The sequence below is a fragment of the Pseudarthrobacter sp. MOO14 genome, assembly GCF_058267675.1.
The window spans coordinates 25,629-51,480 of record NZ_CM177849.1; the positions used below are offsets into that span (position 1 = coordinate 25,629).

The 25,852-nt window shown below is 62.9% G+C and carries 24 protein-coding genes; 4 read left to right on the plus strand and 20 right to left on the minus strand.

Annotated elements, in window-relative coordinates:
* Nucleotides 1-174: 174 nt before the first annotated feature.
* The 3 genes from AC4EEV_RS00115 to AC4EEV_RS00125 are packed head-to-tail and all read right to left on the minus strand — an operon-like array spanning nt 175 to nt 3,445.
* Nucleotides 175-513 carry a nuclear transport factor 2 family protein gene (locus AC4EEV_RS00115; protein ID WP_491329867.1) on the minus strand — a complete coding sequence of 113 codons (339 nt, stop codon included), beginning with the start codon at nt 511-513 and terminating at the stop codon, nt 175-177.
* Entirely contained in the window at nt 510-1,889 is a 1,380-nt protein-coding gene (locus tag AC4EEV_RS00120) for an MFS transporter (protein WP_491329868.1), read from the minus strand. The genes AC4EEV_RS00115 and AC4EEV_RS00120 overlap by 4 nt, the downstream gene beginning before the upstream one ends.
* 20 nt (nt 1,890-1,909) lie before the next feature.
* Nucleotides 1,910-3,445: a carboxylesterase/lipase family protein gene (locus AC4EEV_RS00125; protein ID WP_491329869.1), complete on the minus strand. Its 1,536-nt coding sequence runs from the start codon at nt 3,443-3,445 to the stop codon at nt 1,910-1,912.
* A 155-nt stretch (nt 3,446-3,600) separates the two neighbouring features.
* On the opposite strand from AC4EEV_RS00125, the gene AC4EEV_RS00130 reads away from it, so the two are divergent.
* Nucleotides 3,601-4,599: an Lrp/AsnC family transcriptional regulator gene (locus AC4EEV_RS00130; RefSeq protein WP_133832328.1), complete on the plus strand. Its 999-nt coding sequence runs from the start codon at nt 3,601-3,603 to the stop codon at nt 4,597-4,599.
* Between the two features lie 44 nt (nt 4,600-4,643).
* Here AC4EEV_RS00130 and AC4EEV_RS00135 read toward each other — a convergent pair whose 3' ends face one another.
* From AC4EEV_RS00135 to AC4EEV_RS00175, 9 genes are all read right to left on the minus strand, one after another.
* On the minus strand, nt 4,644-5,261 hold the full coding sequence (locus tag AC4EEV_RS00135; protein ID WP_491329870.1) for an MBL fold metallo-hydrolase: 618 nt from the start codon (nt 5,259-5,261) through the stop codon (nt 4,644-4,646).
* Entirely contained in the window at nt 5,258-6,364 is a 1,107-nt protein-coding gene (locus AC4EEV_RS00140) for an S-(hydroxymethyl)mycothiol dehydrogenase (protein WP_491329871.1), read from the minus strand. Before AC4EEV_RS00140 ends, AC4EEV_RS00135 begins: the two co-directional genes overlap by 4 nt.
* Before the next feature lie 45 nt (nt 6,365-6,409).
* Entirely contained in the window at nt 6,410-6,661 is a 252-nt protein-coding gene (locus AC4EEV_RS00145) for a hypothetical protein (protein ID WP_133832287.1), read from the minus strand.
* A 93-nt stretch (nt 6,662-6,754) separates the two neighbouring features.
* Nucleotides 6,755-8,152 (minus strand): aldehyde dehydrogenase family protein, encoded by a 1,398-nt coding sequence (locus AC4EEV_RS00150; protein ID WP_491329872.1) that lies wholly within the window; start codon nt 8,150-8,152, stop codon nt 6,755-6,757.
* 52 nt (nt 8,153-8,204) lie between these two features.
* Entirely contained in the window at nt 8,205-9,545 is a 1,341-nt protein-coding gene (locus tag AC4EEV_RS00155) for an aspartate aminotransferase family protein (RefSeq protein WP_491329873.1), read from the minus strand.
* Nucleotides 9,546-9,640: 95 nt separating this feature from the next.
* Nucleotides 9,641-10,039 (minus strand): GlcG/HbpS family heme-binding protein, encoded by a 399-nt coding sequence (locus AC4EEV_RS00160; RefSeq protein ID WP_133832290.1) that lies wholly within the window; start codon nt 10,037-10,039, stop codon nt 9,641-9,643.
* A 94-nt stretch (nt 10,040-10,133) separates the two neighbouring features.
* The gene (locus tag AC4EEV_RS00165; protein ID WP_491329874.1) at nt 10,134-11,087 is read right to left on the minus strand and encodes a phosphotransferase; all 954 of its coding nucleotides are present in this window, start codon (nt 11,085-11,087) and stop codon (nt 10,134-10,136) included.
* Nucleotides 11,088-11,229: 142 nt separating this feature from the next.
* On the minus strand, nt 11,230-12,357 hold the full coding sequence (solA, locus tag AC4EEV_RS00170) for an N-methyl-L-tryptophan oxidase (RefSeq protein WP_491329875.1): 1,128 nt from the start codon (nt 12,355-12,357) through the stop codon (nt 11,230-11,232).
* Between the two features lie 37 nt (nt 12,358-12,394).
* A complete protein-coding gene (locus AC4EEV_RS00175; protein WP_491329876.1) occupies nt 12,395-13,009 on the minus strand; it encodes a TetR/AcrR family transcriptional regulator in 615 nt (204 codons plus the stop codon).
* A 239-nt stretch (nt 13,010-13,248) separates the two neighbouring features.
* Here AC4EEV_RS00175 and AC4EEV_RS00180 point away from each other — a divergent pair, with 239 nt between their 5' ends.
* The 3 genes from AC4EEV_RS00180 (at nt 13,249) to AC4EEV_RS00190 (ending at nt 16,557) form a co-directional block, all read left to right on the plus strand.
* Nucleotides 13,249-14,025 carry a tyrosine-protein phosphatase gene (locus AC4EEV_RS00180; RefSeq protein ID WP_491330919.1) on the plus strand — a complete coding sequence of 259 codons (777 nt, stop codon included), beginning with the start codon at nt 13,249-13,251 and terminating at the stop codon, nt 14,023-14,025.
* A 49-nt stretch (nt 14,026-14,074) separates the two neighbouring features.
* Nucleotides 14,075-15,526, plus strand: a complete 1,452-nt coding sequence (locus AC4EEV_RS00185; RefSeq protein WP_491329877.1) for an APC family permease — start codon at nt 14,075-14,077, stop codon at nt 15,524-15,526.
* Nucleotides 15,527-15,714: 188 nt separating this feature from the next.
* Nucleotides 15,715-16,557 carry an SDR family NAD(P)-dependent oxidoreductase gene (locus AC4EEV_RS00190; RefSeq protein WP_491329878.1) on the plus strand — a complete coding sequence of 281 codons (843 nt, stop codon included), beginning with the start codon at nt 15,715-15,717 and terminating at the stop codon, nt 16,555-16,557.
* Between the two features lie 309 nt (nt 16,558-16,866).
* On the opposite strand, the gene AC4EEV_RS00195 is transcribed toward AC4EEV_RS00190, so the two are convergent.
* The 8 genes from AC4EEV_RS00195 to AC4EEV_RS00230 form a co-directional block, all read right to left on the minus strand.
* Nucleotides 16,867-17,769: a carbohydrate ABC transporter permease gene (locus tag AC4EEV_RS00195; protein ID WP_491329879.1), complete on the minus strand. Its 903-nt coding sequence runs from the start codon at nt 17,767-17,769 to the stop codon at nt 16,867-16,869.
* Between the two features lie 8 nt (nt 17,770-17,777).
* Nucleotides 17,778-18,707: a carbohydrate ABC transporter permease gene (locus AC4EEV_RS00200; protein WP_491329880.1), complete on the minus strand. Its 930-nt coding sequence runs from the start codon at nt 18,705-18,707 to the stop codon at nt 17,778-17,780.
* Complete coding sequence (locus tag AC4EEV_RS00205) at nt 18,704-20,164, minus strand: extracellular solute-binding protein (RefSeq protein ID WP_285318228.1); 1,461 nt, start codon at nt 20,162-20,164, stop codon at nt 18,704-18,706. The genes AC4EEV_RS00200 and AC4EEV_RS00205 overlap by 4 nt, the downstream gene beginning before the upstream one ends.
* 64 nt (nt 20,165-20,228) lie before the next feature.
* Complete coding sequence (locus tag AC4EEV_RS00210; RefSeq protein ID WP_018763811.1) at nt 20,229-21,200, minus strand: PfkB family carbohydrate kinase; 972 nt, start codon at nt 21,198-21,200, stop codon at nt 20,229-20,231.
* 34 nt (nt 21,201-21,234) lie between these two features.
* Nucleotides 21,235-22,830: a glycoside hydrolase family 32 protein gene (locus AC4EEV_RS00215; protein ID WP_243835580.1), complete on the minus strand. Its 1,596-nt coding sequence runs from the start codon at nt 22,828-22,830 to the stop codon at nt 21,235-21,237.
* Between the two features lie 74 nt (nt 22,831-22,904).
* The gene (locus tag AC4EEV_RS00220) at nt 22,905-23,978 is read right to left on the minus strand and encodes an ABC transporter ATP-binding protein (RefSeq protein ID WP_491329881.1); all 1,074 of its coding nucleotides are present in this window, start codon (nt 23,976-23,978) and stop codon (nt 22,905-22,907) included.
* Nucleotides 23,975-24,928: an ABC transporter ATP-binding protein gene (locus AC4EEV_RS00225; protein ID WP_491329882.1), complete on the minus strand. Its 954-nt coding sequence runs from the start codon at nt 24,926-24,928 to the stop codon at nt 23,975-23,977. The genes AC4EEV_RS00220 and AC4EEV_RS00225 overlap by 4 nt, the downstream gene beginning before the upstream one ends.
* Entirely contained in the window at nt 24,925-25,851 is a 927-nt protein-coding gene (locus tag AC4EEV_RS00230; RefSeq protein ID WP_491329883.1) for an ABC transporter permease, read from the minus strand. The genes AC4EEV_RS00225 and AC4EEV_RS00230 overlap by 4 nt, the downstream gene beginning before the upstream one ends.
* Between the last annotated feature and the right edge of the window lies 1 nt (nt 25,852).

Consider the following 25,852-nt stretch of genomic DNA (forward strand, 5'->3'; position numbering starts at 1 on the left):
AGGAGCCGATATTGAAGAATCCGTCAGCCTCAACAGGGCGTCACTGCCCAAAAGGAAGAGTGTCGCATTGTCCACACCCTGGGCTGTGGATCGGCTCATATTGTCCTTGTACTACAGCGGCCAGTTCGACAAGGGACGACGGCGGGAATCCCGCCGTCGTCCTTTGTTCGGTCTTTAGGCTCTATAGGCCCACTGTGCGAGTAGCCGCCCTTGGGCATCGTACTTTTGGACGGCCAGTCCTGGCCCTTGGTAGCTCACGCCGGCTAGAGGGTTGTGGTGGTCGTAGGTGAAGGCGATTAGTGGCCCACTTGAAGCGACATCGTGCAGGTGAAACCGGGTTTGTCCGGCCCCTTCGCGGGCCAAGGCGCTAACTTCCTCCAGACCTTGGTATGTCTTGTCGAGATCGACGATGTTGTATTGAACGTCGTCGTGGAAAGTGGAGATCAGGGGTTCCGGGTCCCCGTTGTTGTAGGCCGCCATCACGGTTCGGACTCTTTCGGATAGGGTGCTCACGACGCCGCTCCTGCTTTCCCTGGGGGTGCCGTTTTCAGGCCGCTGTCATGCCCTTCTTCGATGTTTTCCTGATCCGTTGGGGTGCGGGGGATGGCAAGGGCAGCGAGTGCCCCGGCTACCGCGACGCCTGCGATGAACAAGAGGGGGACGATGACATTGCCGGTCCAGTCCTGACCGAGCCCCATGACGTAAGGGCCAAGGAAGGACCCTATGGAGCCCACGGTGTTGATCAACGCGATGCCTGCGGCGGCCGCCGTCATGCCCTTGAGTTGGAGGTTGGTGACCGCCCAAATAATGGGGCCGGTGGCGGTAAAGAGTGCACTTGCGAGGGATATGCCGATGAGGGTGGGGACCAGTTGATCGCCGGTGGCCACACTGGCGACCAGTCCCAGTGCGGCCAGTACCACGCCCGTGACCAGTACCCGCCGGTGGGCCTGGCTGCGGTCGCAGTAGATGCCAAGGGCGATGGTCGCCACGACAGCGACTGCGAACGGGACGGAGGACAGATAGCCGATCGTCATTACATCCGTTACGCCGGTGTTCTTGATGATGGTTGGTATCCAGAAGACGACGGCGTAGATGCCTATGTAGTTGGCTGCCAGGATGACGCCGAGGAGCCAGACCCGCTTGTTGGTGATGGCCTTCTTGAACTGCGTTGTTGCTTTCTCACGCGCGCCGGCCGGGCCGAGGCTTGCCGCAATGGCGGTCTTTTCCTCATTGGTGAGCCACGCGGCGTCCTTCGGTGTGCTGGCGACGGCAAAGAAGAAGATAATGCCAAGGAGGGCTGCCGGAATGCCCTGGATCACGAAGAGCCATTGCCAGCCTGCGATACCGGCGAGTCCCCCCAGGCTGGACATGACCCAGCCGGAGAGGGGGCCGACGAACATGCTGCCGATGGGTCCTGCGATAACCAGCAGTGCCAGGGCCTGGGCGAGGCGTTTGCGTGGGAACCACTGGGATAGGAAGTAGACCATGCCTGGGTAGAAGCCGGCCTCTGCGATACCGAGGAAGATCCGGGCAATGTAGAACTGTTCAGTGTTTTGGACGAAGCCGGTAGCGATGGTGACAACGCCCCAGGTGACCATGATGCGGGCGATCCACATTTTTGCGCCGACGCGTTCGAGGATCATGTTGCTGGGCACTTCAAAGAAGATATAGGCGAGGAAGAAGATGCCGGCGCCGAGCCCGTAGGCCGCTGCCGAGAGACCGATGTCGGCACTCATTTCGAGCTTTGCGAAGCCGATATTGACCCGGTCGATGATGGCCACGGCGTAACAGATGGAGGCCAGGGGCAGGATTCGCCAGGCGAGTTTCTTGTAGAGGGTGGTTGGCAGGTCCCCGGTGCCTTCTGAAGCCGTGTTGTGGGTGTACGTCATTGTACGGACTCTTTCACTCGTCAGTGGGTTGTGTTGTGTGCTGGATGCAGGGCGGGGAATGTCCACCAGGTGTCGGGCTGCCACTCTGCCGATTCCCATGCCTGCCGTTGTTGCTGCCGGGGGTCCGGGACCACTGTTGGGGTGGTGTCCAGCAACATTGTCCACCGCTCTGTTCGCCGGTATTCCGGCCAGAAGGGCAGGTCCTGGCTTTCGGGTTTTCCGTGGTGGATGAAGGTTGTCCATGCCTGCCGGATTCCTGATGCCAGAGTCTGTAACGCCGGTTCTGCCGCTTCGAGTCCGATGTCCCAGACGAAGGGAACGTCGGCGCCATGGAACCCCCACTTCTCCTTGGGGGCGCCGGGGCTTGGAGCATCGAAGCGGTAACGCCAGCAGGACGCGTGTTCGGACTGGCTGTCGAGCAGCCGAATGGTGGGGATGCCGTACCGTTCGTCGGCCAGCACGGCGCAGTGGAGGCGGCGCTCATCCGCCTCTGGGAAGGCGCTCCGGTAAATGTCCAGCACTTGTTCTGCTTCGTCCCCGAAGATCTCCTGTAGGACGCGTGGTGACTGTTGCGATGCACACGGGTCGGCGAGGTCGTAGCTTCCGGCCTCGTTGGCTGTCACGCCGGCCATGATGTTGATCCCCCTGGCGCGGCCCTTGGCGAAGGCGTGGACCGGGGCCTCGGGAAGAATGAGTCCGTCTACGGTTGGGCGCCAGACCCAGGTTGCCCTGACGCCGGCGGCAATCTCCTGCTGTACGGCGAGGATTGTCTTAACGGGCATCGTTAGGAGCTCCGTGGCATCCGCAGGGCTAAGGCCGAGGGTGCGAAGCAGTGCAGCGGTGACCTGCTCTGCGGTGTCGGGGGTGTTGAGGTGCTCGCCGCCACTTTGAATGATTCCGCGGTGGAACAGGCCCTCGGCCATTGGCGAGGCCATCAGATTGACCACGCTCTTGGCCCCGGCGGAAACACCGGCGATGGTGATGCGTGAAGGGTCTCCCCCGAATGCGGCCACGTTGTCCCGGACCCATTTCAGTGCAGCGATCTGGTCCAGTAGGCCTGCGTTCGCCGACGAGGCGTACTGCTCGCCGAGGAGGTGGTCCAGCTTGAGGAAGCCGAGGGCTCCCAGCCTGTAGTTGACGGTGACCACGATGGTGCCTTCGAGGGCGAGGGCTGTCCCGTCGCCGATAAAGTTGGCTCCTGATCCCCAGGTGTATCCGCCGCCGTGGAACCAGACCAGAACCGGACAGGGCGAGTTTGCCGACTGCATCGGTGCGGTGATGTTGAGGAAGAGGCAGTCCTCACCCATGGGCGAGTCATCGTCCGACGGCGTTGCCCCGCCAGGCGGCACGAGCTCGGCCGCGAGCACCTGCGGGGCACGCGTTGGAAACGTGGTCACGTCCAGAATGCCCTCCCACGGCTCTGCCGGCTGGGGAGCCTGCCACCGCAGGGCTCCGCTCGGGGGAGCGGCGTACCGTATCCCGCGCCAGCTGATGGTGCCATCGTTCGTGACCCCGCGAACTGCTCCCTGACGCGTCATTGCGACTGTGCCTGTCATTGCTTTTCCTTCACTAGGTATCGACTTCGTCAACAATCGTGTGCTGGGTCACGTGTTTCCGACAATGATTTCTGGATAAGTGGAAGAATCAGCCAAAAGTCTGGCGGAAAGTCTAGAGTTGGAGGTGACAAAGAAGTCGTAAAAGGGAGCGGGAAATGGATGTGCTGGATGAGCTGGACCAGCGGATTGTCGGCGCCCTCCAGGTAGACGGGCGCGCCTCGTGGGCGAAAGTGGCCGCATCATTGGGGGAGGCCGAACGGACGGTGGCGCGGAGGGGCTCCGAGCTCCTCCGGGACGGGCGGGTGCGGATACGCGCGTTGCCGAATCCGAGCCGCTTCAGGCATCTGGAACAGTTTGTGTTGAAGGTTGCCTGCAATCCGGGCTCAGCAGGAATAGCCGCTGCGGCCCTCGCGCGACGGCCGGAGACCTTGTACACCTACATCCTCACCGGTTCGGCGGATTGTGCGGCGGAGTTTTCCAGCCCTGCTTCCAAGTTTGCAGAGCTGCTCATCAGGGACATAGGGAGCATCCCGGGGGTGAGGTCGGCCGCCACGTATCCGGTCCTCAGCTATCCCAGGACCATGCATCAGTGGAATCCCGGCGTCCTGACGCCGGCGGAGATTGAGGCGATGGGCGGAACCCGGTACTCGGAGGCTCCCACCGCCCTGGAGCACGTGGAGCAGTTGGGCAAAGAGGACCGGCAGATTCTCCGGTCACTGGAACGCGATGGCCGCGCCAGTTATGAGGAACTGGCGCGTATCACTGGGCTCTCAGTGCAGACCGCCCAGCGCAGGGTGGAGCGGATGCGGCGCGAGGGCACATTGTTCATCCGTGCGGTCTTCGAGCCTGCGCTGCTCGGTTTGCCGGTGGAGGTTCTTCTGTGGGTCAAGGTGCCGTTTCCGGAACTGGACCGTGTGGAAGCGGAAATGCTTCCTTCTTCGTCAGTGCGGTATGCCGCGGTCCTCGCCGGTGACTTCCAGCTTGTTGTCGATGCCGTATTTCCAAGCCGCGCAGCACTTTCTACCTATCTAAAAGGGGCTGAGTGGGCCACGCGGGCGCAGGCCATCGAGCCTGCCGTGGTGGTAGACGCGTTGAAGCGCAGCGGAACGATGGCGTTGTCGTTCGGCGAAGACCTCGGCGGGTACAGCTCCTGACAGGTTTGCCGTCGTGGCCGCTGTGGCAACACGACTCCCAGGCACTACGCCAATGTGTTCAGCGTTTTCTGCTCGGCGGCGATGGTGGTGTTGTCCCCATGGCCGGTGCGGACCACAGTGTCGGCCGGCAGGGTCAGGAGCCGTTCACGGATGGACGCCAGGATGGTGGGGTAGTCGCTGTAGGACCGCCCGGTGGCACCCGGGCCGCCGTTGAACAGGGTGTCGCCGGTGAACACCGTTCCCTCGCTTTCCAGGTAGAAGCAAGTGGACCCGGGCGAGTGTCCCGGAGTGTGGATCGCACGCAGGGCCGCCCCGCCCACCTCGAATACGTCACCGTCGGAGTGGTAGCGGTCCGGTTTCGCGTCCGGGTATACCTGCTCCCAGAGCACCAGGTCCTCCTGGTTCAGCAGGATCGGTGCCTCCAGGGCGTCCGCCACCTCACGCGCGGCACCGATGTGGTCGTTGTGCGCGTGGGTGAGCAGGATGGCCTTCACCTTCCGGCTGCGGACCTGGTTGATGATCGCCGCTGCGTCGTGCGGCGCATCGATGATGATGCATTCCTCGTCATTGCCCACGATCCAGACGTTGTTGTCAACGTCCCAGGTGCCGCCGTCGAGCGAAAAAGTGCCGGAGGTGACCAGGTTTTCGATGGTGACGCTCATGCGGACGCCCCGGCAGGCTGGACCTCGACGACGGAGCGCAGCACCGTGCCCTCATGCATCCGTTCGAAGGCCTCTTCCACCTGGTCGATCGTGATGCGCTCGGACACGAACGCGTCCAGGTCCAGGTTGCCCTGCTTGTAGTGCGAGACGAGCATGGGGAAGTCGCGGGAGGGCAGGCAGTCGCCGTACCAGGAGGACTTCAGCGAGCCGCCGCGGCCAAAGACGTCCAGCAGCGGCAGTTCAAGCGTCATCTCCGGCGTCGGGACACCGACCAGCACCACGCGGCCGGCGAGGTCGCGGGCGTAGAAGGCCTGCTTGTACGTTTCGGGGCGGCCGACGGCGTCAATCACCACGTCCGCCCCGTTGCCTCCGGTCAAGGCGCGGATGGCTTCCACGGCGTCCTCCTGCTTGGAGTTCACGCCATGGGTGGCGCCGAGGGACTTGGCCATGTCGATCTTGTTGTCGTCGATGTCCACGGCGATGATCGTCGTCGCACCGGCCAGCCTGGCCCCGGCGATCGCGGCGATGCCCACGCCGCCGCAGCCAATCACTGCCACGGACTCGCCACGCTTGACCTCGCCGGTGTTGATCGCGGCGCCGATGCCTGCCATGATGCCGCAGCCCAGCAGGCCCACCGCGGCAGCGTCAACCTCCGGGTCCACCTTGGTGCACTGCCCGGCAGCGACCAGGGTCTTTTCCGCGAAAGCACCGATGCCCAGGGCAGGCGAAAGCTCGGTGCCGTCCTCAAGGGTCATCTTCTGCGTGGCATTGTGCGTATTAAAGCAGTACTGCGGCTGGCCCTTGGCACACGCCCGGCACTCCCCACAGACCGCACGCCAGTTCAGGATCACCCGGTCACCCGGGGCCACCTGGGTCACATCGGGGCCAACGGCACTGACAACCCCCGTGGCCTCGTGCCCGAGCAGGTAAGGGAAGTCATCACCGATACCGCCCTGCTTGTAGTGCAGGTCGGTGTGGCAGACGCCGCAGGTCAGGATGTCCACCAGCGCCTCGCCCGGCCCCGGATCCGGGACCAGGATGGTCTCCAACGACACCGGAGCGTCCTTCTCCCTAACCACAACTGCTTGGACTTTATAAACCATGAATGTGCACCTTCGTTTGCGTTCTTGCTGTTGAACCGGGGCGGATCAGATGTCTTTAGTGTCGAGATGCCAGATTCTGTGGGCCCCGACGCTGAGAAGCTGGCGGTCACCACTGGAGATTCTGCGGACCCAGATCACGCCTATCTCTGCTGCTGTTTCTTCTACTTGGAGCCCGTCTTGGTAGAAGAGGTCTTCTGAGACGGCAACCCTGTCGCCGGCCCGGAGCATGGACCAGTCCTCTACCTCAACTGCACGGGTGTGGCGGTTCAAGTAATCCTCCGCAATGTCGATTGGCACTACTGGGTCGCTGTATCTAGCGTGCGGCCCTTAGCCTTGGCCTCCGCGGTGGGGGCACCGCCTGCGGCGGTGCCCCCACCAGTCAGTGGTGTTTTAGCCGTTGATTACCTGGGGGACGCCGAGGTGTTTGAGTCCTTCAGCACCGAATTCGAGGCCGTAGCCGGATTGTTTTGCGCCGCCGAAGGGGATGCGTGGGTCGACGGCGCCGTGTTTGTTGATCCAGACGGTGCCGGCTTGGATTCGGGCGGCGACGTTGCGGGCTGTTGCGGGGTTTGAGGACCAGACGGAGGCGCCGAGGCCGACGTCGAGGGCGTTTGCTTTCTGGATTGCTTCGTCGATGGTGGTGTAGCGGATGATGGGCAGGGCGGGGCCGAATTGTTCTTCGGCGACGAGTGGGTTGTCGTTGTCGATGTCGGCCACGAGGGTGGTGGGGTAGAAGTAGCCGGGCTGGTCGGTGTCCGGGTTTCCGCCGAGGAGGACGCGGGCTCCGGAGGCTTTGGCGGCCTCCACGAGGTTCGCGACGATCTCGTATTGTGCCTTGTTCTGCAGCGGTCCGAGGACGTTGTTTTCGTCCAGGCCGTTACCCATCGGCATGGCCTTGGCCACGTTGGTGAGTTCGTCGCAGACGGCGTCGTAGATGTCGTCGTGGACGTAGAGGCGTTTCAGGGCGGCGCAGGTTTGGCCGGTGTTGATGAAGGCGCCCCAGAACAGGCCTTCGGCGATGGCCTTCGGGTCGGCGTCGGGCAGGACGATGCCGGCGTCGTTTCCTCCCAGTTCCAGGGTGAGCCGCTTGACGGTGTCCGCGGAGGATTTGATGATCGCTTTGCCGGTGGCGGTGGAGCCGGTGAACATGATCTTGCCGATGGCGGGGTGGGAGGCGAGGGCTTCGCCTACATCGCGTCCGCCGGAGATTACGGTGAGGAGCCCTTCGGGGAGGGCTTCGTTGATGGTGTCGACGAGGGCAAGCACGCTGAGTGGGGTGTGTTCGGAGGGTTTGACCACTACGGCGTTGCCCATTCTCAGGGCGGGGGCGAGTTGCCAGACGGTGATCATCATGGGCCAGTTCCACGGTCCGATGGCCCCGACGACGCCGATGGGCCGGTAGTGCAGTTCGGCGCGGGTTTCGCCGTCATCGACGAGGGTTTCGGCTTCGAGGGGTGTCCCGGCGGCGGCGCGGAGCCAGGCGGCGCAGGCACCGACTTCGAAGCGGGCGTTGGGGCCGTTCAGCGGTTTGCCCTGCTCGCGGGAAAGCAGCTGGGCGAGTTCTTCGGCGCGGGCTTCGATGGCGTCGGCGGCCTTCAGCAGTGCAGCGGACCGTGCCTCGTGGCCGAGCTCGGCCCAGCCGGGCTGGGCGGCGACTGCCACGTCGATGGCGTGCTGCAGGTCCGCGACCGTGTGCACCGGGGCTTCTCCGACGGGTTCACCGGTGGCGGGATTGAAGATGGTCCTGGTGGCGACGGGGCCCTCGGTCAGGACGGGTGTGGTGTTCATGGCATTCTCCTCATTGAGTGGTTAGTTGTTGTTCCGCGTGAATCCGGGATGGTCACCATTGGTTTTGATCAGTAGGGCCGTCGAGTGTTTCCAGTGCCAGACGGAGTTGCTCGATCACGTGTTGGGCGTGTTCGAGTTCGAAGACGAGCGGTGGCCTCATTTTGAGGACGTTTTCGTGGCGACCGATCTTTCCGATGAGAACGCCGCGGGAACGCATCTCTTCTGTGAGTGCCTTGGTGGCGGCGGGGTCCGGCGTCGTATCGTCGGGATTGACGATTTCAAGGCCAAAGAAGAGGCCCCTGCCGCGGACGCTCTTGATCCTGGGGTTGCCCTTGGCGAGGGCTGCGAGTTCGTCAGCGATGAACTTGCCGAGTTGGTGTGCGTTTTCAACAAGCCCGTTCTCTTCCATGACCTGGAGCACAGCAAGGCCGGCTGCCGACGAAACGGGGTTTCCAGCAAATGTGTTGAAGTAGGTGTTGTTTTCCCCGAATTCCTCCATCAGTGCGTGCGTGGTGATGACGCCACCTACGGGGTGGCCGTTGCCCATCGGCTTGCCAAGTGTCACCAGATCAGGGGTGGTGCCGAAAGCCTGGTGGCCCCACATGTGGTTGCCGGTCCGTCCGAAGCCTGACTGGACCTCGTCCGCGATGATCAGTCCTCCGGCAGCACGGACCCGGTCGGTGACTGCCTCGATGTAGCCGTCGGGGGTCTGCAGGAGTCCCTCGGTTGAGAACAGCGGGTCATACAGGATGGCTGAGACGCCGTAGCCTTCGGCCTGGAGCGAGGAGATGGCTGCGTCGACGTCGCGCAGCGCTTCCTGGAGGAGGCGCTTTCGTTTAGCCGGCGTCAGCCCTGCTGCGTCCGGAATACGAATGGGGCGTACGTGGGCGCCGAGGGGTTCTTTGACCTGGAGGCCGGTGGTCAATTCGGCAAGGGTCGTGGTGTTGCCGTGGTAGCTGTGGTCCGAAATAAGGATGCCGGTGTTGCCGGTGTGTTGCCGTGCGATTCGCAGCGCGAGCTCGTTTGCTTCTGATCCGCTATTGGTGAAGAACACCCGCTCCAAGGGGGAATCGAAGAGCGCCAGCAGCTTTTCGGCGTACTCAACGACGCGTGAGTTGAGGTACCTCGTGTGGAGGTTGACGGTCTGCAGCTGGGTTGTGATTGCTTCGCGGACGACGGGGTTGGAGTGTCCGACGTGGGGAACGTTGTTGTAGACATCCAGGTAGGTCTTGCCGGTGGCGTCGTGGACCCACACGCCCTCGCCGGCCACGATTTCCAGGGGAGTGGCATAGAACAGCGGGGAGTGGCGCCCGATGGTGCGTTCGCGGCGGTTAATGAGACCTTCCTGGAGGAGTGCGTCGGGTGCCGGTTTTGTGGCTGTTTCGAGTGTCATTGCTGTCCTTGGCCGTTGGTGCGGATTTGAGTCCGGAACATGAGTCGGTGGGTGTTGCCGGGGTCGGACGGTCGATGGCCGGCCCCGGCAACCGGTTAGAGGGCTTGGGCGCCGGCAGTAGCGACCAGGTGGTCGTTTTCCACGGTGCTGCCGCTGACACCGATGGCGCCGACGGTCACCCCGTCTTTGGTCAGTGGGATGCCTCCGGGAAAGGTGATCAGGCCGCCATTGGACACTTCGATGTTGAACAGCGGTCCGCCGGGCTGCGAGATGGAGCCGATGTCTCCGGTGGGCATGTCGAAGTAACGGGCCGTGCGTGCCTTTTTGATGGCGATGTCGATACTGCCGAGCCACGCACCGTCCATGCGGGTGAAGGCCTTGAGGTTTCCGCCGGCGTCTACAACGGCAATGTTCATCAGGGTTTCCGAGGCCAGGGCTGCCTCTCGTGCCGCTTCAACTATCTTGTGTGCTTCTTGCTGTGTGATGTCGTTCATCTGTCGCTCCGAAATCTTTTCCTGTTTATGGGCGTAGTTGTATCGACTGGTGTAGAGCCAGCCTTGGGTAGGCGCTAACGCGGGGCGGGGGGTGTTAGACGAGAGCTGCTGGTTTTGCGGCTGCCTTTATTAAGTCGGGGAAGTCAGGGGCTGTTATTTCGGTGATCAGCCCTTCCCAGCATGTACGCAGTTCCCCTGCGTAGTCGGCGTCGTCGTTGGGCGCAGCGTTGCCCATTGCGGTGATCCACAGTCCACTGTTGGACCAATGAGCCACCGCCATGAAGAGCCTGGCGCGGGCCATTTTTACTGGGTCAGTGTTGCCGAAATAGGCTTCGAAGAGTGCCTGTGCCCTCTCTTTCCCGAATCCGTTTTGCGCTGCAATAAATCCGATCTCGTAGCACGGGTCCGAGTTGCCGGCGAGGTCCCAGTCGATAATGTTGTAGGTCATCGAGGAGGTGTCCTTGATGATGTTTGCATCCCAAATGTCCAGATGGCAGGGAACAAACTGGGACGGATCCAGGGCCAGGACGGTCTCCAGGCGGTCCATCAGGGCCTGGATGGCTGACGTTCCGGGCGGCAGCTCGATACCCTGTCTTCTGGCGGCCTCCATCCTTTGTCGTGCCAGGTTGAAGGGGTTGATGTCGTTGAGGAACCGGCGGCCGGAGTGATGAAGCCGGTGAAGGGCAGGGACGAGTCGGGTGACGGAGTCATCGTCGTCGCGTAGCCTCGGGTGGCCTCCCGGAACAAAGTCGAGAGCCAGCGCCAAGGGTTCGTTTGAGACTGTTATGACGGGCGCGCCTACGCCGATCTCGGCGGCAATTCTCGTGTTTTCCAGAACAACGTGGGCGGCGGGCAGAACTCCTACCGTTTCCCAGTAGTTGTTCCAGAGCTTGACGACGCAGCGACGGGAACCGTCCTCGACGAGGTAGTTCTTATGGGCCTGGCCGCCGGAGAGGGAATGTGCGGTGACGTGACAGCCACCCCAGTCGGGGTTCGTCGAAAGCACCGCCTCAATGCTGGTGATTTCGGTATCAGGGACGATGGTCATTAGGATTGGATGTCCTTCGATGTTCGAATGCAGGTGCACTGTGTTGGGGTCGGAGGTTGTCCTGGCTGCACTGTTCGCACTGTTTCACGAGCTCCCACAAGCTCTGTAACGGTGCGGTCAGGACATCTGCCGGTGTCACTGTTTACGCCTTTGCTGTGGCGAAGCGTGAAGGCAGGAACAGGTTTGTTTCGGGGCGGGAAACGCCGTCGACATGATCGGCCAGCATTTCACCAACAACCGCTGCATAGCGGAACCCTCGGCCCATGTCTCCGGTGCCGATGACGACATTGGACGACTCCGGGTGTCCACCGATAACCCAATGGCCGTCCTCCACCTCAGACCACATGCATACGGTGGTCGATACCGGGTTGGTGTCGATGTCCGGAAGCCTGGCGCTGAGGACTTCCTGGATCCGTTCGAGGTCTCCGGGCCTGAGGTCCTGACTGAGGTCCTCGGGATCGATCCAGTTTCCCTTCCCGGGGACAGAGAACTTCCATTCACCGTTAGGCTCGGAGCAACCGTAAGCCGGTGCCTCGTCCGATCCTGGGGGCTTGGCGAAGTAGATGGCTGTCTTCGGTGGCCCGTCCTGGCGGAAATTGGCCAGCACCTGACGGTCCACCTTGTAGGGCAGATCCAGTTGCATCAAATGGTTGGCGCGGGCACCCACGGTGACGACGACCTTGTCGGCTGAATAGTTACCCTGATCGGTGCTCACGACGATGCCCGAAGCGCTCTCATCCCAGCCTTGAACCGCTTCTCCCGTGCGCAGGGTTGCGCCGAGCCGGCGAGCCTCCGACTGCAGGGCCTTGATGGCGGGGTGGACGAGGGCAACGGTGCCGTTTGGCTCCCATACGGCGACTTCGTCGTCTTTAATCGTGGCCCAAGGGAACCGCTTCCGTGCCGTCGACGCGTTGAGGGCATCGTACTCAAAATCGGACGCGTTCAGGGATGCCACCGTTTTGTCGAACCACATTGATCCGGGTTCGCCGACGAACACAGTTCCCGAACGTTCCAACAGCCGGGTCCCGGTTTTCGCGGCCAACTCGTCCCACAACTCAAAGGTCCGCTTTGTGAAGGTGGTGTACTGGGCTCCTGCACTGCTGGATTGCCGGGCCAGCCGTGTGGCGCCTCCGTGCGAGCCGTGCATGTGTGGCGGTGCGAACTTATCCAGGCCGAGCACGGACTTGCCGCGGGCTGCCAAGTGCCACGCCGCCGATGAGCCCCAGGGGCCCAATCCAATGACGATGACGTCGTAGTGTTGTGTTGACACAAATTCCTCCGTTAGTGGTTTTCGGACCCTTGGCGGGTCAGACAGTGGCTCGTACTAGAAGTCCGTCCATGAGCAACCGGATAGCCGCGACCGCTGGCCCGGCGTTCGCCGGCTCACGTGCTGCAGCAGCCCCGGCAGCGCGGATCGCCCCGGTTATCGTTGCAGCCAAGGCCTCAGTCGGTGCGTCCTCCGGCAAGGTGCCGCTGTCCTTGGCATCCTTCAGATCCCGCGCAATGAGCTCTTCGAAAGAGCGGGAAGTCGAGCCCATGACGTCCGATAGTGCTGACACCAGGTCCGGTCCCATCACCCCGTAGAACCGGCCCTTGGGCTCCTTTGTCGCCTCCACCAACGCCGTGGCCAGCGCCGTGATTCTTGCGCCGGGGTCCGTCAGGGCATCCCGCAAGCTGATCCCTCGTACGTACACGGCGTCGGCGATCCGCAGATAAACTTCGCGGACAATTTCGTCCCTTCCGCCGGGGAAGTGGGCATAAATGGTGCCCCTCGAAATACCCGCCTGCTGGCTGAGGACCTCGAGCGCGGTAGAGGCGTACCCCTCCGAACTCAGCAGCTCAGCTGCGGTGTCGAGAATGTCGCCGCGGGTTCTCATGCGGTTGCGTTCCCGAAGGGAGAGGGGCTTGTTGGAGGCACTCATTTCTGGTCCTTCGTGTGGGGTGCTGGTGATCTGCTTCACATGATTGCACATCAGATCCTAAAAGTGAACAGTCTGTGCAAACTTTGAAGAAGAGGTACGCGGCCGCTCCGATGCGGTTGAAAACATTGAACACTATGCCTAAGTTCTGAACTAGTCATGCAACAAACATTTAACGTGTTCTATTGCAGTACGAAACATTCAGTGTTTACCTTTTATGTATGAAACAGGTCACACCAGGCATGGCTGGCCCTAACTCCCTTGAGGGCGTCCGGAACTTCCGAAGCCTCGGGGGACTGCCAGCGCACGGAGGATCCCGTGTGGCTGAAGGCATGGTGTACAGGAGTGGACACTTCGGATACTCGACAGCCCTGGACCGTCAGAGGCTGGAGGCGGCACGCCTGCACTTCATGGATCTGCGAAGTCCTTGGGAATCCGACGCCGAAGACCGTTGCGTGCCTGCGCTAACGGCTGTACAAACGCCACTTCAGGCTCAAGACAGCAGGGACGCGTGCCTGTGGTCTGCGGTTCGCGAAGGTCACGTGAGCGAGCTTGGCAGGACGCTGACTGCTGCGGAGGCTGAAGAGGTAATGCACCGGCTCTATGCCCGTGACATAGCCGGCAACCCATCGGTATTTGCCAATTTCCTTCAGTCATTGGCTCGAGTTGAGCTGCCTGTCGTCGTCCACTGCTCGGCAGGGAAGGACAGAACCGGATGGGCAATAGCCATCCTTTTGACCATCCTGGGAGTACCTGAAACCGCAATCCTCGAAGACTACGTTCAGAGTTCATTGCCGGAGAACCAATACCTCATCAGAGATTCCGCAGGCAGCGTCGCGCCCATCGACAGGCACCTGCGAACAGTCATCACACCCTTGCTGGAAGCGCGGCAAGGGTACCTCGAAGCCGCATGGCACAGCGTGGAGCACGCCTGGGGATCACGTCACTCCTACTTGGAAGACGGACTCGGCATCACTCCGGCGCTCACAAACAAACTCAAGGCACGGCTCCTCGTCTGAGGAAGCCCGACCACGGCCACGGCCATTATCTGCCCGAAAGAGAAAACCCATGATTGATAATGTCAGCGAGTTGCCGGCAAAGACGCCGTCCAGCACACCTGTCCCACCGCAAGCAGGCCATCTCCGCTCAAATAAACTCGGCGTCTTCGCCATCGCCTTTTTCGTCATCGCAGCGGCGGCCCCCATGGCAGCCGTCGTGGGCACCGGTCCCGTGGTCTTTGCTGCGGTTGGACCGGCAGCCCCCTTGATCTACGCGATCGCTGCCCTGCTCATCGCACTCTTCGCCGTCGGATACCTGCGCATGAGCAGGTATGTCACCAACGCCGGCGGCTTCGTCGCCTACATCGCCAAAGGCCTAGGTACACCCTGGGCCACGGCAGGAGCTGGTCTGGCGCTGCTGATGTACCTCAGCTTGCAGGTCGGGCTCTGGTCGCAGTTCGGCGTCTTCGCCGGGCAGTTGCTGGAGAGCATCACGGGACTCTCCGTGCCCCCGCTCGTCTGGATTGTCGCGTTGCTTCTGATCTCCACGGCACTCACTATGCGGGGCGTCGACACGAGCATCCGACTCTTGGCCGTCCTCATCATTGGTGAAACGCTCGTAGTGGCTGCCCTCGTTATCGTGCTCGTTGCCAGCAAGGGGCCAGGAGTCTTCACATTCTCTGGCTTCACGCCAGAAAACCTCTTCAGCCCGGGCCTGGGCATTGCATTGCTGTTCGCCTTCCTGTGCTTCACCAGCTTCGAAGCAACCGTGGTTTTCTCTGAAGAAGCAATCAACCCCCGCAAGACGATCCCGCGGGCCCTCTACGCCGTGATTGCCTTTGTCGGAATTTTTTACACGCTCTCCATCTGGGTTATCGGAGGGGCCATCGGGGTGAACAACATCCAACAGGCGGCAACGGATGACCCTGCGGGATTCATCTTCAACCTCGCCTCCGAAAATGGAGGGAGCGTCTTGAGCATGGCCATGCAGGTTCTCGTCGTGACCAGTTACCTCGCCATGCTGCTGGGCCTGATGAACATGTTCGCCCGCTACCTTTTCGCCCTCAGCCGTGCCGGAGTCCTGCCGGCCAGGCTGGCCACCGTTTCCAAGGATGGGAGTCCCGCCACCGCAGCCCTGGCCAACGGCGTGGCCGTCGGCATCGTCGTGGTTGCCTTCCTGGTCTTCGGCGCAGATCCGCTGACCGTCGTGTTCGCCTGGTTCAGCGCCTTGGCAACGGCAGCCTTCATCACCATCCTCATCGTGGCGTCCGTATCCATCGTCGTGTTCTTCTTCCGGACCAAAGACAACACCAGTATCTGGGCGACCAAGATCGCACCCACTCTCTCCACCCTGATCCTCTCCTACATCGGCTACGTGACGATCGAGAACTACGACTCCCTCATTGGGCCTGACAACGCCGCCGCGAAATGGCTGCTCGTCCTCATTCCCGCCGCGATGCTTGGCGGCCTGGTGTTCGGCAGGAGCAAGCGCGACATCGACTACGCCAGAGAAGTAATCTGACGCGGATACCTTCCTGCCGCCCCTCTGGCGGCAGCAAGGTATCCGCCATCGTCGATGGGGAAAGCATTTCGGCATTGAAGCCACCAGAATGACGCGCAAAGGTACGCCGCACCCTTGTTTAAGTCGAAGGGTTAGTCCTTCATGAGACGGCAACAGCACACACTCCGAAACAGAACCGGGAGATCCAAATGACCCCCACACCAGTTGCAGTTATTACGGGCGGAGGAACCGGAATCGGAGCCGCCACCGCCGCAGCACTCCGGGGCCAAGGGTGGGAAGTTGTCATCTGTGGACGCCGGCGGGAAGCTATCGCCAAGGTCGCTGAAACAACCGGCGCCCACGCTGTTGCCGCAGACGTCAATTCGGTTTCCGATATGGAACGGCTGGTCGAGGACACCGTGGATCAATTCGGCACCATCAACGGCCTGGTTCTGAATGCCGGAATTGTCCGTGCCGGCAGTGCCGGCGAGCTGTCCGATGAAGACTGGAACGCCATGGTCAGCACCAACCTCACCGGGCCCTTCCTACTAGTCCGTGCCGCCTTGCCGCACCTGATCAAAGCCAACGGCTCGATCGTAGGGGTGGCCTCGGCGGCCGCACTTCGGGCTACCGCTGGAATCGCCGGTTACGATGCCACGAAGGCCGGCCTTGCCATGTTGATGCATTCCGTGGCCGTCGACTACGGACCGCGCGGGGTGCGCGCCAACGCAGTATGCCCAGGCTGGACCCGGACAGAGATGGCCGACATGGAGATGGGCGACTTCGCTGAACACAGCGGCATCGATCGCGAGGAAGCCTATAGCCTCGCCACAGCGTTCGTCCCAAGCCGGCGCCCGGCCGCATCCTCCGAGGTCGCCGATGTCATTGCCTGGCTGCTTTCCGATCAGGCCTCGTACGTCAACGCCGCCACGATCCCGGTGGATGGGGGACTGATCGCAGTCGAGCCCGGCGCCATCGCCTTCGACCCCCGGGTCAGTATCTGCACCACTGGCGCCGACGGACCCACCCCGGCGATGCAAGCGATTCCCTGACTAACCACTACAGCCCGTCTTTCACGAGTTAATTGGAAAAGGAGTGTGGACTTTGTCCACACTCCTGGTCCCGGACTATCCCGTACTGCCTCCAAATGCGCCCGTATTTCCGATGTTTTCGCGGGTTCCCAGTGTTTGCAAGGGCGAGAATGTAGTTCGAGTCCCACCTCGGGCACAGCAAGTCCCCTCGTCGGAGGGGCTTTCTGCTTTAACCTGTTCAGATACTTTGAGTGTCGTCGCTCTGGCCCGCCGTGCCCTCCCGAGATGATGCGCCCCACTGCGCGGACCTGTTTCTTTCCTGCACCACCGCTATTTGCTGGCGCCGGCGGTGAGGCCTTCTCGCAGGGTTCGTTGGCCGAAGATGAAGACGAGCAGTGCCGGCAGCATGGACAGGATCACGCCGGCGAGGACCACCGAGATGCTGCCGGTGCCGAGGTTGCCCTGGAGCGTGACCAGGCCGAGGGGAAGGGTGAAATTCTGTTCGCTGATGGTAAGGATCAGTGGCCGGAAGAACTCGTTCCAATGGAAGTTGAAGGCGAGGATCCCGACGATCGCCATGCCGGGGACCGCCAGGGGGACGTAGACCGAACGGAAGATCCGCCACGGCCCGGCACCGTCCAGGGCTGCTGCTTCGGCGAAGTCGTTCGGCAGGCCAAGGAAGTACTGGCGCATCAGGAAGGTGCCGAATGCTGTGGGAATGGCCGGCAGGATCAGGGCCAGCAGGGTGTCGGACAGGCCCATTCCACGGATCAGCATGAACACCGGGACGATGGTGACCTGCACCGGGACCATCATGGTGGCCAGCACCAGCGAGAAGATGGCGTTCTTACCGCGGAAGTCCAGGCGGGCGAAGGCGTAGCCGGCCAGGGTGGCCGACGCCATCTGGCCAAGTGCGATCAGGCCGGTCACCAGGGCGCTGTTCAGGACCAGGAGGCCGACGTTGATCTGCTTGAACACTTCCTGGTAAGCCGTGAAGTCAGGGTTGATGGGCAGGAAGGAGGGCGGCAGGTTGAACGATTCCGACGGCGTGCGCAGCGAGGTGGACAAGGTCCACAGGACAGGGCCGAGGGTCAGCGCCGCTGCCACGGCCAAGGCTGCGTATCTGCCGACAGTGCCGGCTGATGGCAAGCGGCGGGGCGTACGGGTGGCGGGCGGTTCGGCGGTGGAACCGGAAGGCAAGCCGGTCCCGGTGTGCAGGGTCTGGCTGGACATGGCGGACCTCACTGGTAGAAGACGAAGCGGCGGCTAAGGCGGAACTGCAGGGCGGTGACGGCAAGGATCAGCACGGTGAGTACCAGGCCTATGGCGGAGGCTTTGCCGAACTCCAGTTGCTGGAAGGCGGATTCGAAGATGACCATGACGGCGGTCCGGGTGGAGTCGCCGGGGCCGCCGTTGGTCAGGACATAGGGCTGGTCGAAGACCTGCAGGGCGCTGATGATGGCCATGACGGACGCCACGAGCACAGTCGGGCTGATCAGCGGAAGGGTCACGTTGCTGAACTGTTTCCAGCCCGTGGCACCATCCAGGTTCGCTGCTTCATGCAGTTCTTTCGGGATATTGGTCAGGGCGCCGAGAAAGAGCAGGAATGAGAACCCGAAGTTCTGCCACACGTAGACCAGGACGACGACGGCGGCGGACGCCGCAGGGCTTGTCAGCCACGGCACAGCGGGGATCCCGACGAGCGACAGGAGCCAATTCACCACGCCGAATTGTTCGTTGAACATGTACCGCATGAAGATGGACACCGACGCGGCGGACAGGACCAGGGGAAAGAAGAAGGTGGAACGGAGGAATACCCTCAGCCAGGAGGGCATCCTGGCCTGAAGCATGGAGGCCAGGCCAAGGGCGATGCCGAGTTGAAGGACTACCGCCACAATCACAAACCCGATGGTGTTCAGGAAGGACACGCGGACGGTGGGGTCCTGTGCCAGTGAGGCGAAATTGGCGAACCCGACGAACTGCGGTGCCGAAACGATGTCCCAGCGGAAGAACGCGAGGACCAGCGAAGCAATGATCGGCAGGAAGGTGAAAAGGGCCATCCCGATCACCGTAGGAGCAAGGAAAATCCTTGCAAGCCACCGCTCGACAAACGACCGGCGCACGGCCGGTGGCTTCACTGGTGGCCGCGGGACGGTGGACGTGGTGGTCATGAATTCCTCCTCAGGGCCAGTTCGAGGTCACGTTGAAGGTTGCCCATCGCGGCCCGTACATCGGCGGAGCTGCCGCTGACCGCGGTGGAGACGTTCTTCATCAGGGCAGTTTCGACGGCCGCCTGCTGCGGCGGGGCGGGGATCGGACCGGAGGTGGGGAACCTGTCCAGGGTGTCGTAGAAGACTTTCCAGTGCCGCGGCCCGGTGGCGGCGTAGAAGGACTCGTTGACCATCGAACGGCGTGTGGGGGTGGTGTTCGGTTTGGGAATGGCCAGCTGCATCGCTTCGCGGCTGGAGCAGAACTTCACCCATTCCCAGGCCGCGTCCTTGTCTTTCGCGGTGCGCATGATCGCGTAGCCGGCAGCACCGAACTGGTGCCGCTGGGTCCGCCAGCGCGGGAAGAACTGCACGTCGAACTGATCGGCGGTCATCCCGGCCTCGTGCAGGCCCTGCGCCCAATAGCCACCGGCCGGCGTCGTGCCGATGCGGTTGTTGCCGAACAGGCCCACCAGGGCGTTGCCGCCACCTGATTCGGGACGTACGCCGAGTCCTTCGGCTACGAGCTCGCGCAGGTAGTCGAAGGTTTCAATGACGCGCCCGTCCTCGGCGTTGGGGGCCAGCCACTGGTACCCGCCACCACGGGTGCCGCGGGCAGGGTCGGTGGGGTAGAAGCGGTCCCAGAGCCAGTCCCCGCCGGGCGCCTTCGTTTCGGACAGGAAGCTGGTGTCATTGGCGTAAAGCCACGGGACCACCCCGCCGAAAAGCCGGTTGGTCCAGTAGTACGGGGTGAAATCGGAGGGGCGGGCTTTACGCAGGGCCCGTAGGGTGGAGCTGAAGTCGTCCTTGGTCCAGTCGTCCCTCGGCCGGTCAAGGCCGGCCTGCGCGAAGGTGGTGGTATTCAGGTACATGTTCGCCGCGTTCCAGTCCAGGGGAAGCTGGTACAGGCTTCCCTGGTACATGAAGGCTTCCAGCAGGCTCGGATGAACGTCATTAAAGTAGTCGCTCATCGCCGCGGCGTCCCGGCGGACATATCCATCCAGAGGCTCGGCCAGCTTGTCGGCGAACAACTGGGCGCCTTCGGTGGCGACATAGACCACATCCGGTGGCGTTCCCGCGGCCACCATGGTCAGGATCTTGGAAAAGAAGTCCTTCCAGTCCGCACCCTGAATCGCCTGCAGCCGCACTGGGATGTCGGGATGGGCGGTGGTGAAAGCCTGGATCAGGCCCTGGCGTCCCGCCGCATCCGCTGCCGTTCCCAGAATGGCGATGTTCAGGGCCTTGCTGCCGCGGCCCGGAATGTCGGCGCCGGTAAGTCGGGGCCAGGCCCCCACAGTGGCCCCCGCCACGGCGAGCCCGCCCAGGCCCAGCATGGAACGCCGGGTGAGTTGCGCAAACCTGCTGCTGGACCGCAGCGAATGCGCAGGGGCTTGGTGCTCCGGTGTCTTCTCAGACGTCATTGTTGGCTCCTCCTAACAGGGTAGACGGCGTCCTTTGCGTTTGTTGCCCGCGGGGTCGTTTTGTTTATGCCTGGTCGCATGCGAAAGCCCGTGGTGCGGAGGCGTGTGCTTCGACAGCAGCTGTCAGTTCGTCAAGGGTGGGTGGGTTGGCCCCGGCGCGCTGCACGGTGATGGCCGCTGCTGCGGCTGCCGTGCGTCCCAGTTGCTCCATGACGGCGGGGGCAAAGCCCCCGGCGCCGCGGGTGAGCAGGCCCAGGATCAGTGCGGCCATGTAGGAGTCGCCGGCGCCGATGGTGTCCGCCACCGTCGCTTTGACGGCGGGAATGGTGATGCTCGCGGACGGCGAGGTGAATTGGGAGCCGGCAGCACCTTTGGTTATCACCGCCAGCTTGGCGCCCAGGCGGAGGATGTGCTCAGCGGTTTCTTCCAGTGTTTTCGCGGGGTAGAGCCACTGGGCGTCCTCGTCGCTGAGTTTAACGACGTCGGTCAGTGCGCCGATTGCTTCGAAGGTTGCCTTCGCTTCGGCGTGGCTGCCAAGCAGCGATGGCCTGATGTTCGGGTCGTAGGTGATGGTGCAATGCTTGTGGGCTTGTTCGAGCAGGCTTTTGACGGCACCGGCCCCGGGGTTGAGGAAGGTGGCGATGGAACCGGTGTGCAGGACTTGGGGGAAACAGGCAGGCGTTGCTCGTGGCAGCTGCCAGCGGATGTCGAAGTCGTATGCGGCGGATCCGTCGGGTCCGAGGGTTGCGGTCGCTGTTGCGGTGCGGGTGAGGGATTTTGATCCAGGCAGAAGTGTTACCCCTGCCCGGTGGAGGTGGTTCTCGATAGTTCTTCCCCGCTCATCGGGTGCAATGGCCGTGAGCAAGCCCGTGGTGACCCCCAGGAGACCGAGGCCATAGGCGACATTGGCGGGCGATCCGCCAGGATGCTCAACCTGGCTGTCCGGGGCGGTGACCACATCGATCAGCGCTTCGCCGACAACGACGGCGTCAAATGGCTGCTGGGCGTCTGGGCAGGCTGCTTTGAGGTAATCCATATTTTTCTCTCGGGCAGTGTTGATTGGGGAGCGGCTAAGTCGTCGCGTTGATCTCGTTGATCGTGAGGTCACTGAAGGTGGCCGTTCCATCGTTGGCGTAGAGCCGGATGTTGTTGTCACCTTCCAGGGGAAACACCCGGTGTGAGTGCACCACCCGTCCGTCTCCGACGAACATTTCGACGCTGGTCCGGTCCACCAGGAGACGGAGTGTAAGGCGCCCTGCCGAGGGATCGATGGGTGTCTGGCTTTCCCCGCCGGTGGGGTTGATGGTGGGCCGCCGGTTGACGTAAGCGAAGGGGCCGCGGAGGAATGCACCGGCGGCGACGTGCCGGCCCCCACCGGCTGCACGGCAGACCTCAAGGCCGATGTTGGACGGAGGGGCCGCCGGGTCCCATACAAGTTCACAGGTCAGGTCATAGGCCAGTGAACTGATATCGAGGTCATGGGTTCCCGTGACCTCGACGTCCCCGAGGCGGTGGGTGCGTTCGATATGGTTGGCCAGGCCGGTGGTGGGGGTCGAGAGGAGGCTGTAGCTTCCGCCTGCCTTCTTGAGCCGGATGTCGCGCACGATCATGTCATCACCGTTGTACGCGTCGGTCGCCAGGGTGGGGGTGTTGTGGGGGTAGTCCCAGAAGTTCGCCCAGCCAAGCGCCCTGCGCAGGGTGGCATCCTCCGCGCCGGAGGCGTCGTGGTGGGGGTAAGTCACTGCTCCGTAGAAGTCATAGCCGTAGTCCAGCCACTCCGGCTCGGCATGGTCCGGAGCAAACGTGATTCCGTTGAAGGCTCCTGTCCAATAGGCGTATGTTGCCGGCAGTCCTCGGCCTTTGCCGTTGGCGCTGGTGCCCAGGATCCAGTGCGAAGTACCGTCGTCGGCGGTCATGCGGAAAAGGTCCGGGCACTCCAGCAACCCAAGGTCCGTCCGGACGAACTCGCCGACCCGCCGCCAGGAACGCAGGTTGGCAGATGTGTAGAAGCCGAGCTTCTGCCCTTCGGCGTTGACCATGAACCACTGCCTGCGGTCTTCGTCCCAGATGACTTTCGGGTCGCGGAAGTCCTGCACGCCTGGGTTTGGAAGTACCGGCGCCGTCCCACCAGGTTTGAACGAACGCCCACGGTCAGTTGAGTACCAGAGGTATTGCGCCTGGCGGCCTTGGGGTGCCTGGGTCACGAGGGCTATGACGGCGTTTTCACCGTAGCCGGCAGTGTTTCGTTCGTCGATGACAAGGCAGCCTGACCAGCAGTCGCCGTTGCCGTTGCTGAACTTGGGGATGGCCACGCCACGGTCGCGGAAGGAGACGTGGTCGGTGGTGGTGGCACGGCGCCACGATGTGCCGCCGCCGCCCTGGAGGTAATCGGCGTTGTAGAGGTAGTAGTAGTGGTATTCGCCGTCGATGTAGATGGGCCGCTGGGGGTCGTTCTTCCAGTTGTCGGGGACGCTGAAGTGATAGGTCGGGCGCATACGGGTTGGTCCTTTGTAGGGCGGCTTGGCCGGTGCGTTGTCTGGGGCGTTCAGGCGTGCCGCTGCCGCTGACTGGGCGAATGGTGTTGCTAGTGCGAGCGATCCGGTGAGGGCAGCGGCCCCGCTTCCGGTCAGGAGGGCACGCCGGGATACGGCGGGTGAATCTTCCATCAGTTACCTTTCGGCGGGCAGCGACGGTGCTGCCAGGGCGTGAATGTTGATGTTTGGACGTGGAAACGGGAACGTCAGTCTCCAGGCTCCGGTTCTGTCGCCAATGCATGGCCGCCGGCGCCGGCGCGCGGGCGGTAGAGGTGGCAGCGGACCCAGTGGCGGTTCAGGGGGTCGCCCACCTGGTGCCGGACGGGTTCCTTGGATGAGCAGCGCTGCTCCGGGTCGTTCTCAAAGGCGCAGCCGGCGGAAGCCATGACGGCTTGCCGGAGCTGGGCGCGGTGGATGGGGTCGTAGGATCCGGCCCGCGCCGGGTCGGGGACGGCTGAGACGAGCAATTGGGTGTAGGGGTGGGCCGGGTTGGCCAGCAGGTCCAGTGATTCACCTTCTTCCACGATTTCGCCGGCGAACATGACGGCCGTCCGGTCCGCCAGGTACCGGGCGGAGGCGAGGTCGTGGGTGATGTAGAGCATGGAAATGCCCTGCTCATCGCGCAGTTTCCGCATCAGGTTCAGCACGCCGATGCGGACCGAAACGTCCAGCATGGAAGTCGGTTCGTCGGCGAGGATGACGTTTGGCTCCACGGCCAGGGCCCGCGCGATCGCGACCCGTTGACGTTGCCCGCCGGAGAGCTCATGGGGGTAGGAGTCGAGCATGTCGGCCTGAAGCCCGACGGTGGTCATGAGCTCTTCGAGACGGCGCCTGGTCTGCACTCCGGAACCGCGTTGGCGGGTGCCGCCTTTGCCGTGGATGGTGAGGGACCGGCGGAGGAAGTGCTCGATTCGGTGGGCGGGATTCAGTGAGCCAAAGGGGTCCTGGAAGACCATTTGCAGCTGGGACCGGAACTCCCGTGAGGCCTGGAAACGGTCACGTTTGAGGACGTCGACGCCGTCGACCAGGATGGCCCCTTCGCTCGGTTTCTCGAGCCGGGCGACACAGCGGGCCAGGGTGCTCTTGCCCGAACCGGATTCGCCGACCAGTGCCACGATCTCTCCGCGACCGATGGTCAGGTCGACACCGTGGAGCGCCCGGACCGCCTGGCTGGAGAACAGGCCGCCGATGTGGAAGGACTTACCAAGTCCGCGCACCTCCAGGGCCGGAGCCAGGGACGAAACATCCGGCCGTGCCGGGGAGTGGACGGCGTGGCTCATTGTGCTGCTCCTTCAAGGACGGCGGCTTCGGCGTCGGCATCAAACGGTGCCACGAAGTGGCCGGGCGCAATTTCGGCGAGGTCCGGGATGTTCCGGAACTTCACGCCGTCGGGCAGGCCCTTAAGCGGGATCCGCGGGCCGGTGAGCGGCGGGAACGCGCCCATGAGGGCTTGGGTGTAGGGGTGTCCTGGGGCGGTGTAGATGTCGTGGGCTTTGGCCGTTTCCACGATCCGGCCGCCGTACATGACGGCCATCCGGTGGGAGAGTTCCACCATCAAGGACATGTCGTGCGTGATGAAGAGGACGGAGAAGCCCAGTTCGCGCTGCAGATCCTTGATCTGGGCCATGATCTCCTGTTGCACCACCACGTCCAGTGCGGTGGTGGGCTCGTCAAGGATCAGCAGTGACGGCTTCAGGGCGACAGCCATGGCGATGACGGCGCGTTGCCGCATGCCGCCGGAGAGTTGATGCGGGTACGACTTGAGGCGGGCGGGGTCCATGCGGACCAGTTCCAGCAGCTGCGCCGCGCGTCGAAGGGATTCTTTGCGCGGGTAGCCGGCGTGGGTGGTGAAGATGTCAGCCATCTGTTCCCCGATGGTGAGCACGGGGTTCAGCGAGTTCATGGCGGACTGGAACACCATGGCGACGTCCTGCCAGCGGAAACGGCGCAGCTCGTCCTGGTTCATGGCGAGGACGTCCTTGCCGCCGAAGGAGATGCTGCCGGCGGCGATCTTCGCCGGGGCCTTGAGCAGCCGCATGATGGAGTTGGCGATGGTTGATTTTCCGCAACCGGATTCGCCGGCCAGCCCGAAGACCTCACCGGCGCCGATGCTGAAGGAGACGTCGTTCACGGCCGTGGTCGAGCGGGAGTCGCCGACGTATTTGACGGTGAGGTTCTTGACGTCGAGGACCGGTTCATGGGAGCCGAAGGAGGTTTGGGAGACGGTCACTGTGCGGCGCCCCTTTCGGTGGTGGCGGGTTTGCGGATCTTCCTCAGCCGGGGGTTGGTTACTTCGTCGACGGCGTAGTTGATGAGGGCCAGGGCGAATGCGACCAGGGCGATGCAGAGGCCGGAGGGGATGAAGACCCACCAGCTTCCGGTGAGCAGGGCGCCTTCGTTTCCGGCCCAGAAGAGGTTGTTGCCCCAGGAGACAGTGCTGACGTCACCCAGTCCAAGGAATTCGAGGCCGGCCTGGGCCCCGATGCCGTAGATGACGCAGGCGAGCAGTGTTCCCATCACGATCGATGCCATGTTCGGCAGGATTTCGCGGAACATGATGCGGCCGGCGCGCTCACCGGAGACGACGGCGGCAGCGACGAAGTCCTTGGATCGGATGGACAGGGCCTGTGCCCGGAGTACGCGCGCTGATCCGGCCCATCCCGTGACGGTGAGGACCAGGATGACCGTGCCCAGCCCCGGGGGCAGGAAGGCGGCCAGGATGACGAGCAGCGGCAGGCCGGGAAGGAGGAGGAAGACGTTGGTCAGCAGCGACAGTGCTTCGTCGATGAATTTGCCGAAATAGGCTGATGCCAGGCCAACGAGGATTCCGATGAAGGTGGATGCGAACCCGACGGTAAGCCCTACGAGCAGGGAGCTTCGGGCGCCGTGGATGGTCAGGGCGAGAACGTCCTGGCCCTTGGCGGTGGTTCCGAGCCAGTGTTCGCTGTCTGGTTCCTGTGAGGCCATCCCGGTGATCCGGGAGGGGTCGTCCGGGAACAGTACCGGCGCGGCCAGGGCCAGGACGATGAAGACGAGCATGATGCCCATGCCGGTCATGGCCTTCTTGTTGGTGATGAGTCCGTGGATGAAACCACGGTTGGTTTTGCGGGCAGCTTTTGCTTCAGTTGGCTGCTGGAGGATAACGCTGGTCATG

What these genes read in the sequence shown, in the direction of transcription:
- AC4EEV_RS00120 (WP_491329868.1), bottom strand. Translation starts at nt 1,889, where the DNA reads ATGACGTACACCCACAACACGGCTTCAGAAGGCACCGGGGACCTGCCA.
- AC4EEV_RS00125 (WP_491329869.1), bottom strand. Translation starts at nt 3,445, where the DNA reads ATGACAGGCACAGTCGCAATGACGCGTCAGGGAGCAGTTCGCGGGGTC.
- AC4EEV_RS00130 (WP_133832328.1), top strand. Translation starts at nt 3,601, where the DNA reads ATGGATGTGCTGGATGAGCTGGACCAGCGGATTGTCGGCGCCCTCCAG.
- AC4EEV_RS00135 (WP_491329870.1), bottom strand. Translation starts at nt 5,261, where the DNA reads ATGAGCGTCACCATCGAAAACCTGGTCACCTCCGGCACTTTTTCGCTC.
- AC4EEV_RS00140 (WP_491329871.1), bottom strand. Translation starts at nt 6,364, where the DNA reads ATGGTTTATAAAGTCCAAGCAGTTGTGGTTAGGGAGAAGGACGCTCCG.
- AC4EEV_RS00150 (WP_491329872.1), bottom strand. Translation starts at nt 8,152, where the DNA reads ATGAACACCACACCCGTCCTGACCGAGGGCCCCGTCGCCACCAGGACC.
- AC4EEV_RS00155 (WP_491329873.1), bottom strand. Translation starts at nt 9,545, where the DNA reads ATGACACTCGAAACAGCCACAAAACCGGCACCCGACGCACTCCTCCAG.
- AC4EEV_RS00160 (WP_133832290.1), bottom strand. Translation starts at nt 10,039, where the DNA reads ATGAACGACATCACACAGCAAGAAGCACACAAGATAGTTGAAGCGGCA.
- AC4EEV_RS00165 (WP_491329874.1), bottom strand. Translation starts at nt 11,087, where the DNA reads ATGACCATCGTCCCTGATACCGAAATCACCAGCATTGAGGCGGTGCTT.
- AC4EEV_RS00175 (WP_491329876.1), bottom strand. Translation starts at nt 13,009, where the DNA reads ATGAGTGCCTCCAACAAGCCCCTCTCCCTTCGGGAACGCAACCGCATG.
- AC4EEV_RS00180 (WP_491330919.1), top strand. Translation starts at nt 13,249, where the DNA reads ATGGCTGGCCCTAACTCCCTTGAGGGCGTCCGGAACTTCCGAAGCCTC.
- AC4EEV_RS00185 (WP_491329877.1), top strand. Translation starts at nt 14,075, where the DNA reads ATGATTGATAATGTCAGCGAGTTGCCGGCAAAGACGCCGTCCAGCACA.
- AC4EEV_RS00190 (WP_491329878.1), top strand. Translation starts at nt 15,715, where the DNA reads ATGACCCCCACACCAGTTGCAGTTATTACGGGCGGAGGAACCGGAATC.
- AC4EEV_RS00195 (WP_491329879.1), bottom strand. Translation starts at nt 17,769, where the DNA reads ATGTCCAGCCAGACCCTGCACACCGGGACCGGCTTGCCTTCCGGTTCC.
- AC4EEV_RS00200 (WP_491329880.1), bottom strand. Translation starts at nt 18,707, where the DNA reads ATGACCACCACGTCCACCGTCCCGCGGCCACCAGTGAAGCCACCGGCC.
- AC4EEV_RS00205 (WP_285318228.1), bottom strand. Translation starts at nt 20,164, where the DNA reads ATGACGTCTGAGAAGACACCGGAGCACCAAGCCCCTGCGCATTCGCTG.
- AC4EEV_RS00210 (WP_018763811.1), bottom strand. Translation starts at nt 21,200, where the DNA reads ATGGATTACCTCAAAGCAGCCTGCCCAGACGCCCAGCAGCCATTTGAC.
- AC4EEV_RS00215 (WP_243835580.1), bottom strand. Translation starts at nt 22,830, where the DNA reads ATGGAAGATTCACCCGCCGTATCCCGGCGTGCCCTCCTGACCGGAAGC.
- AC4EEV_RS00220 (WP_491329881.1), bottom strand. Translation starts at nt 23,978, where the DNA reads ATGAGCCACGCCGTCCACTCCCCGGCACGGCCGGATGTTTCGTCCCTG.
- AC4EEV_RS00230 (WP_491329883.1), bottom strand. Translation starts at nt 25,851, where the DNA reads ATGACCAGCGTTATCCTCCAGCAGCCAACTGAAGCAAAAGCTGCCCGC.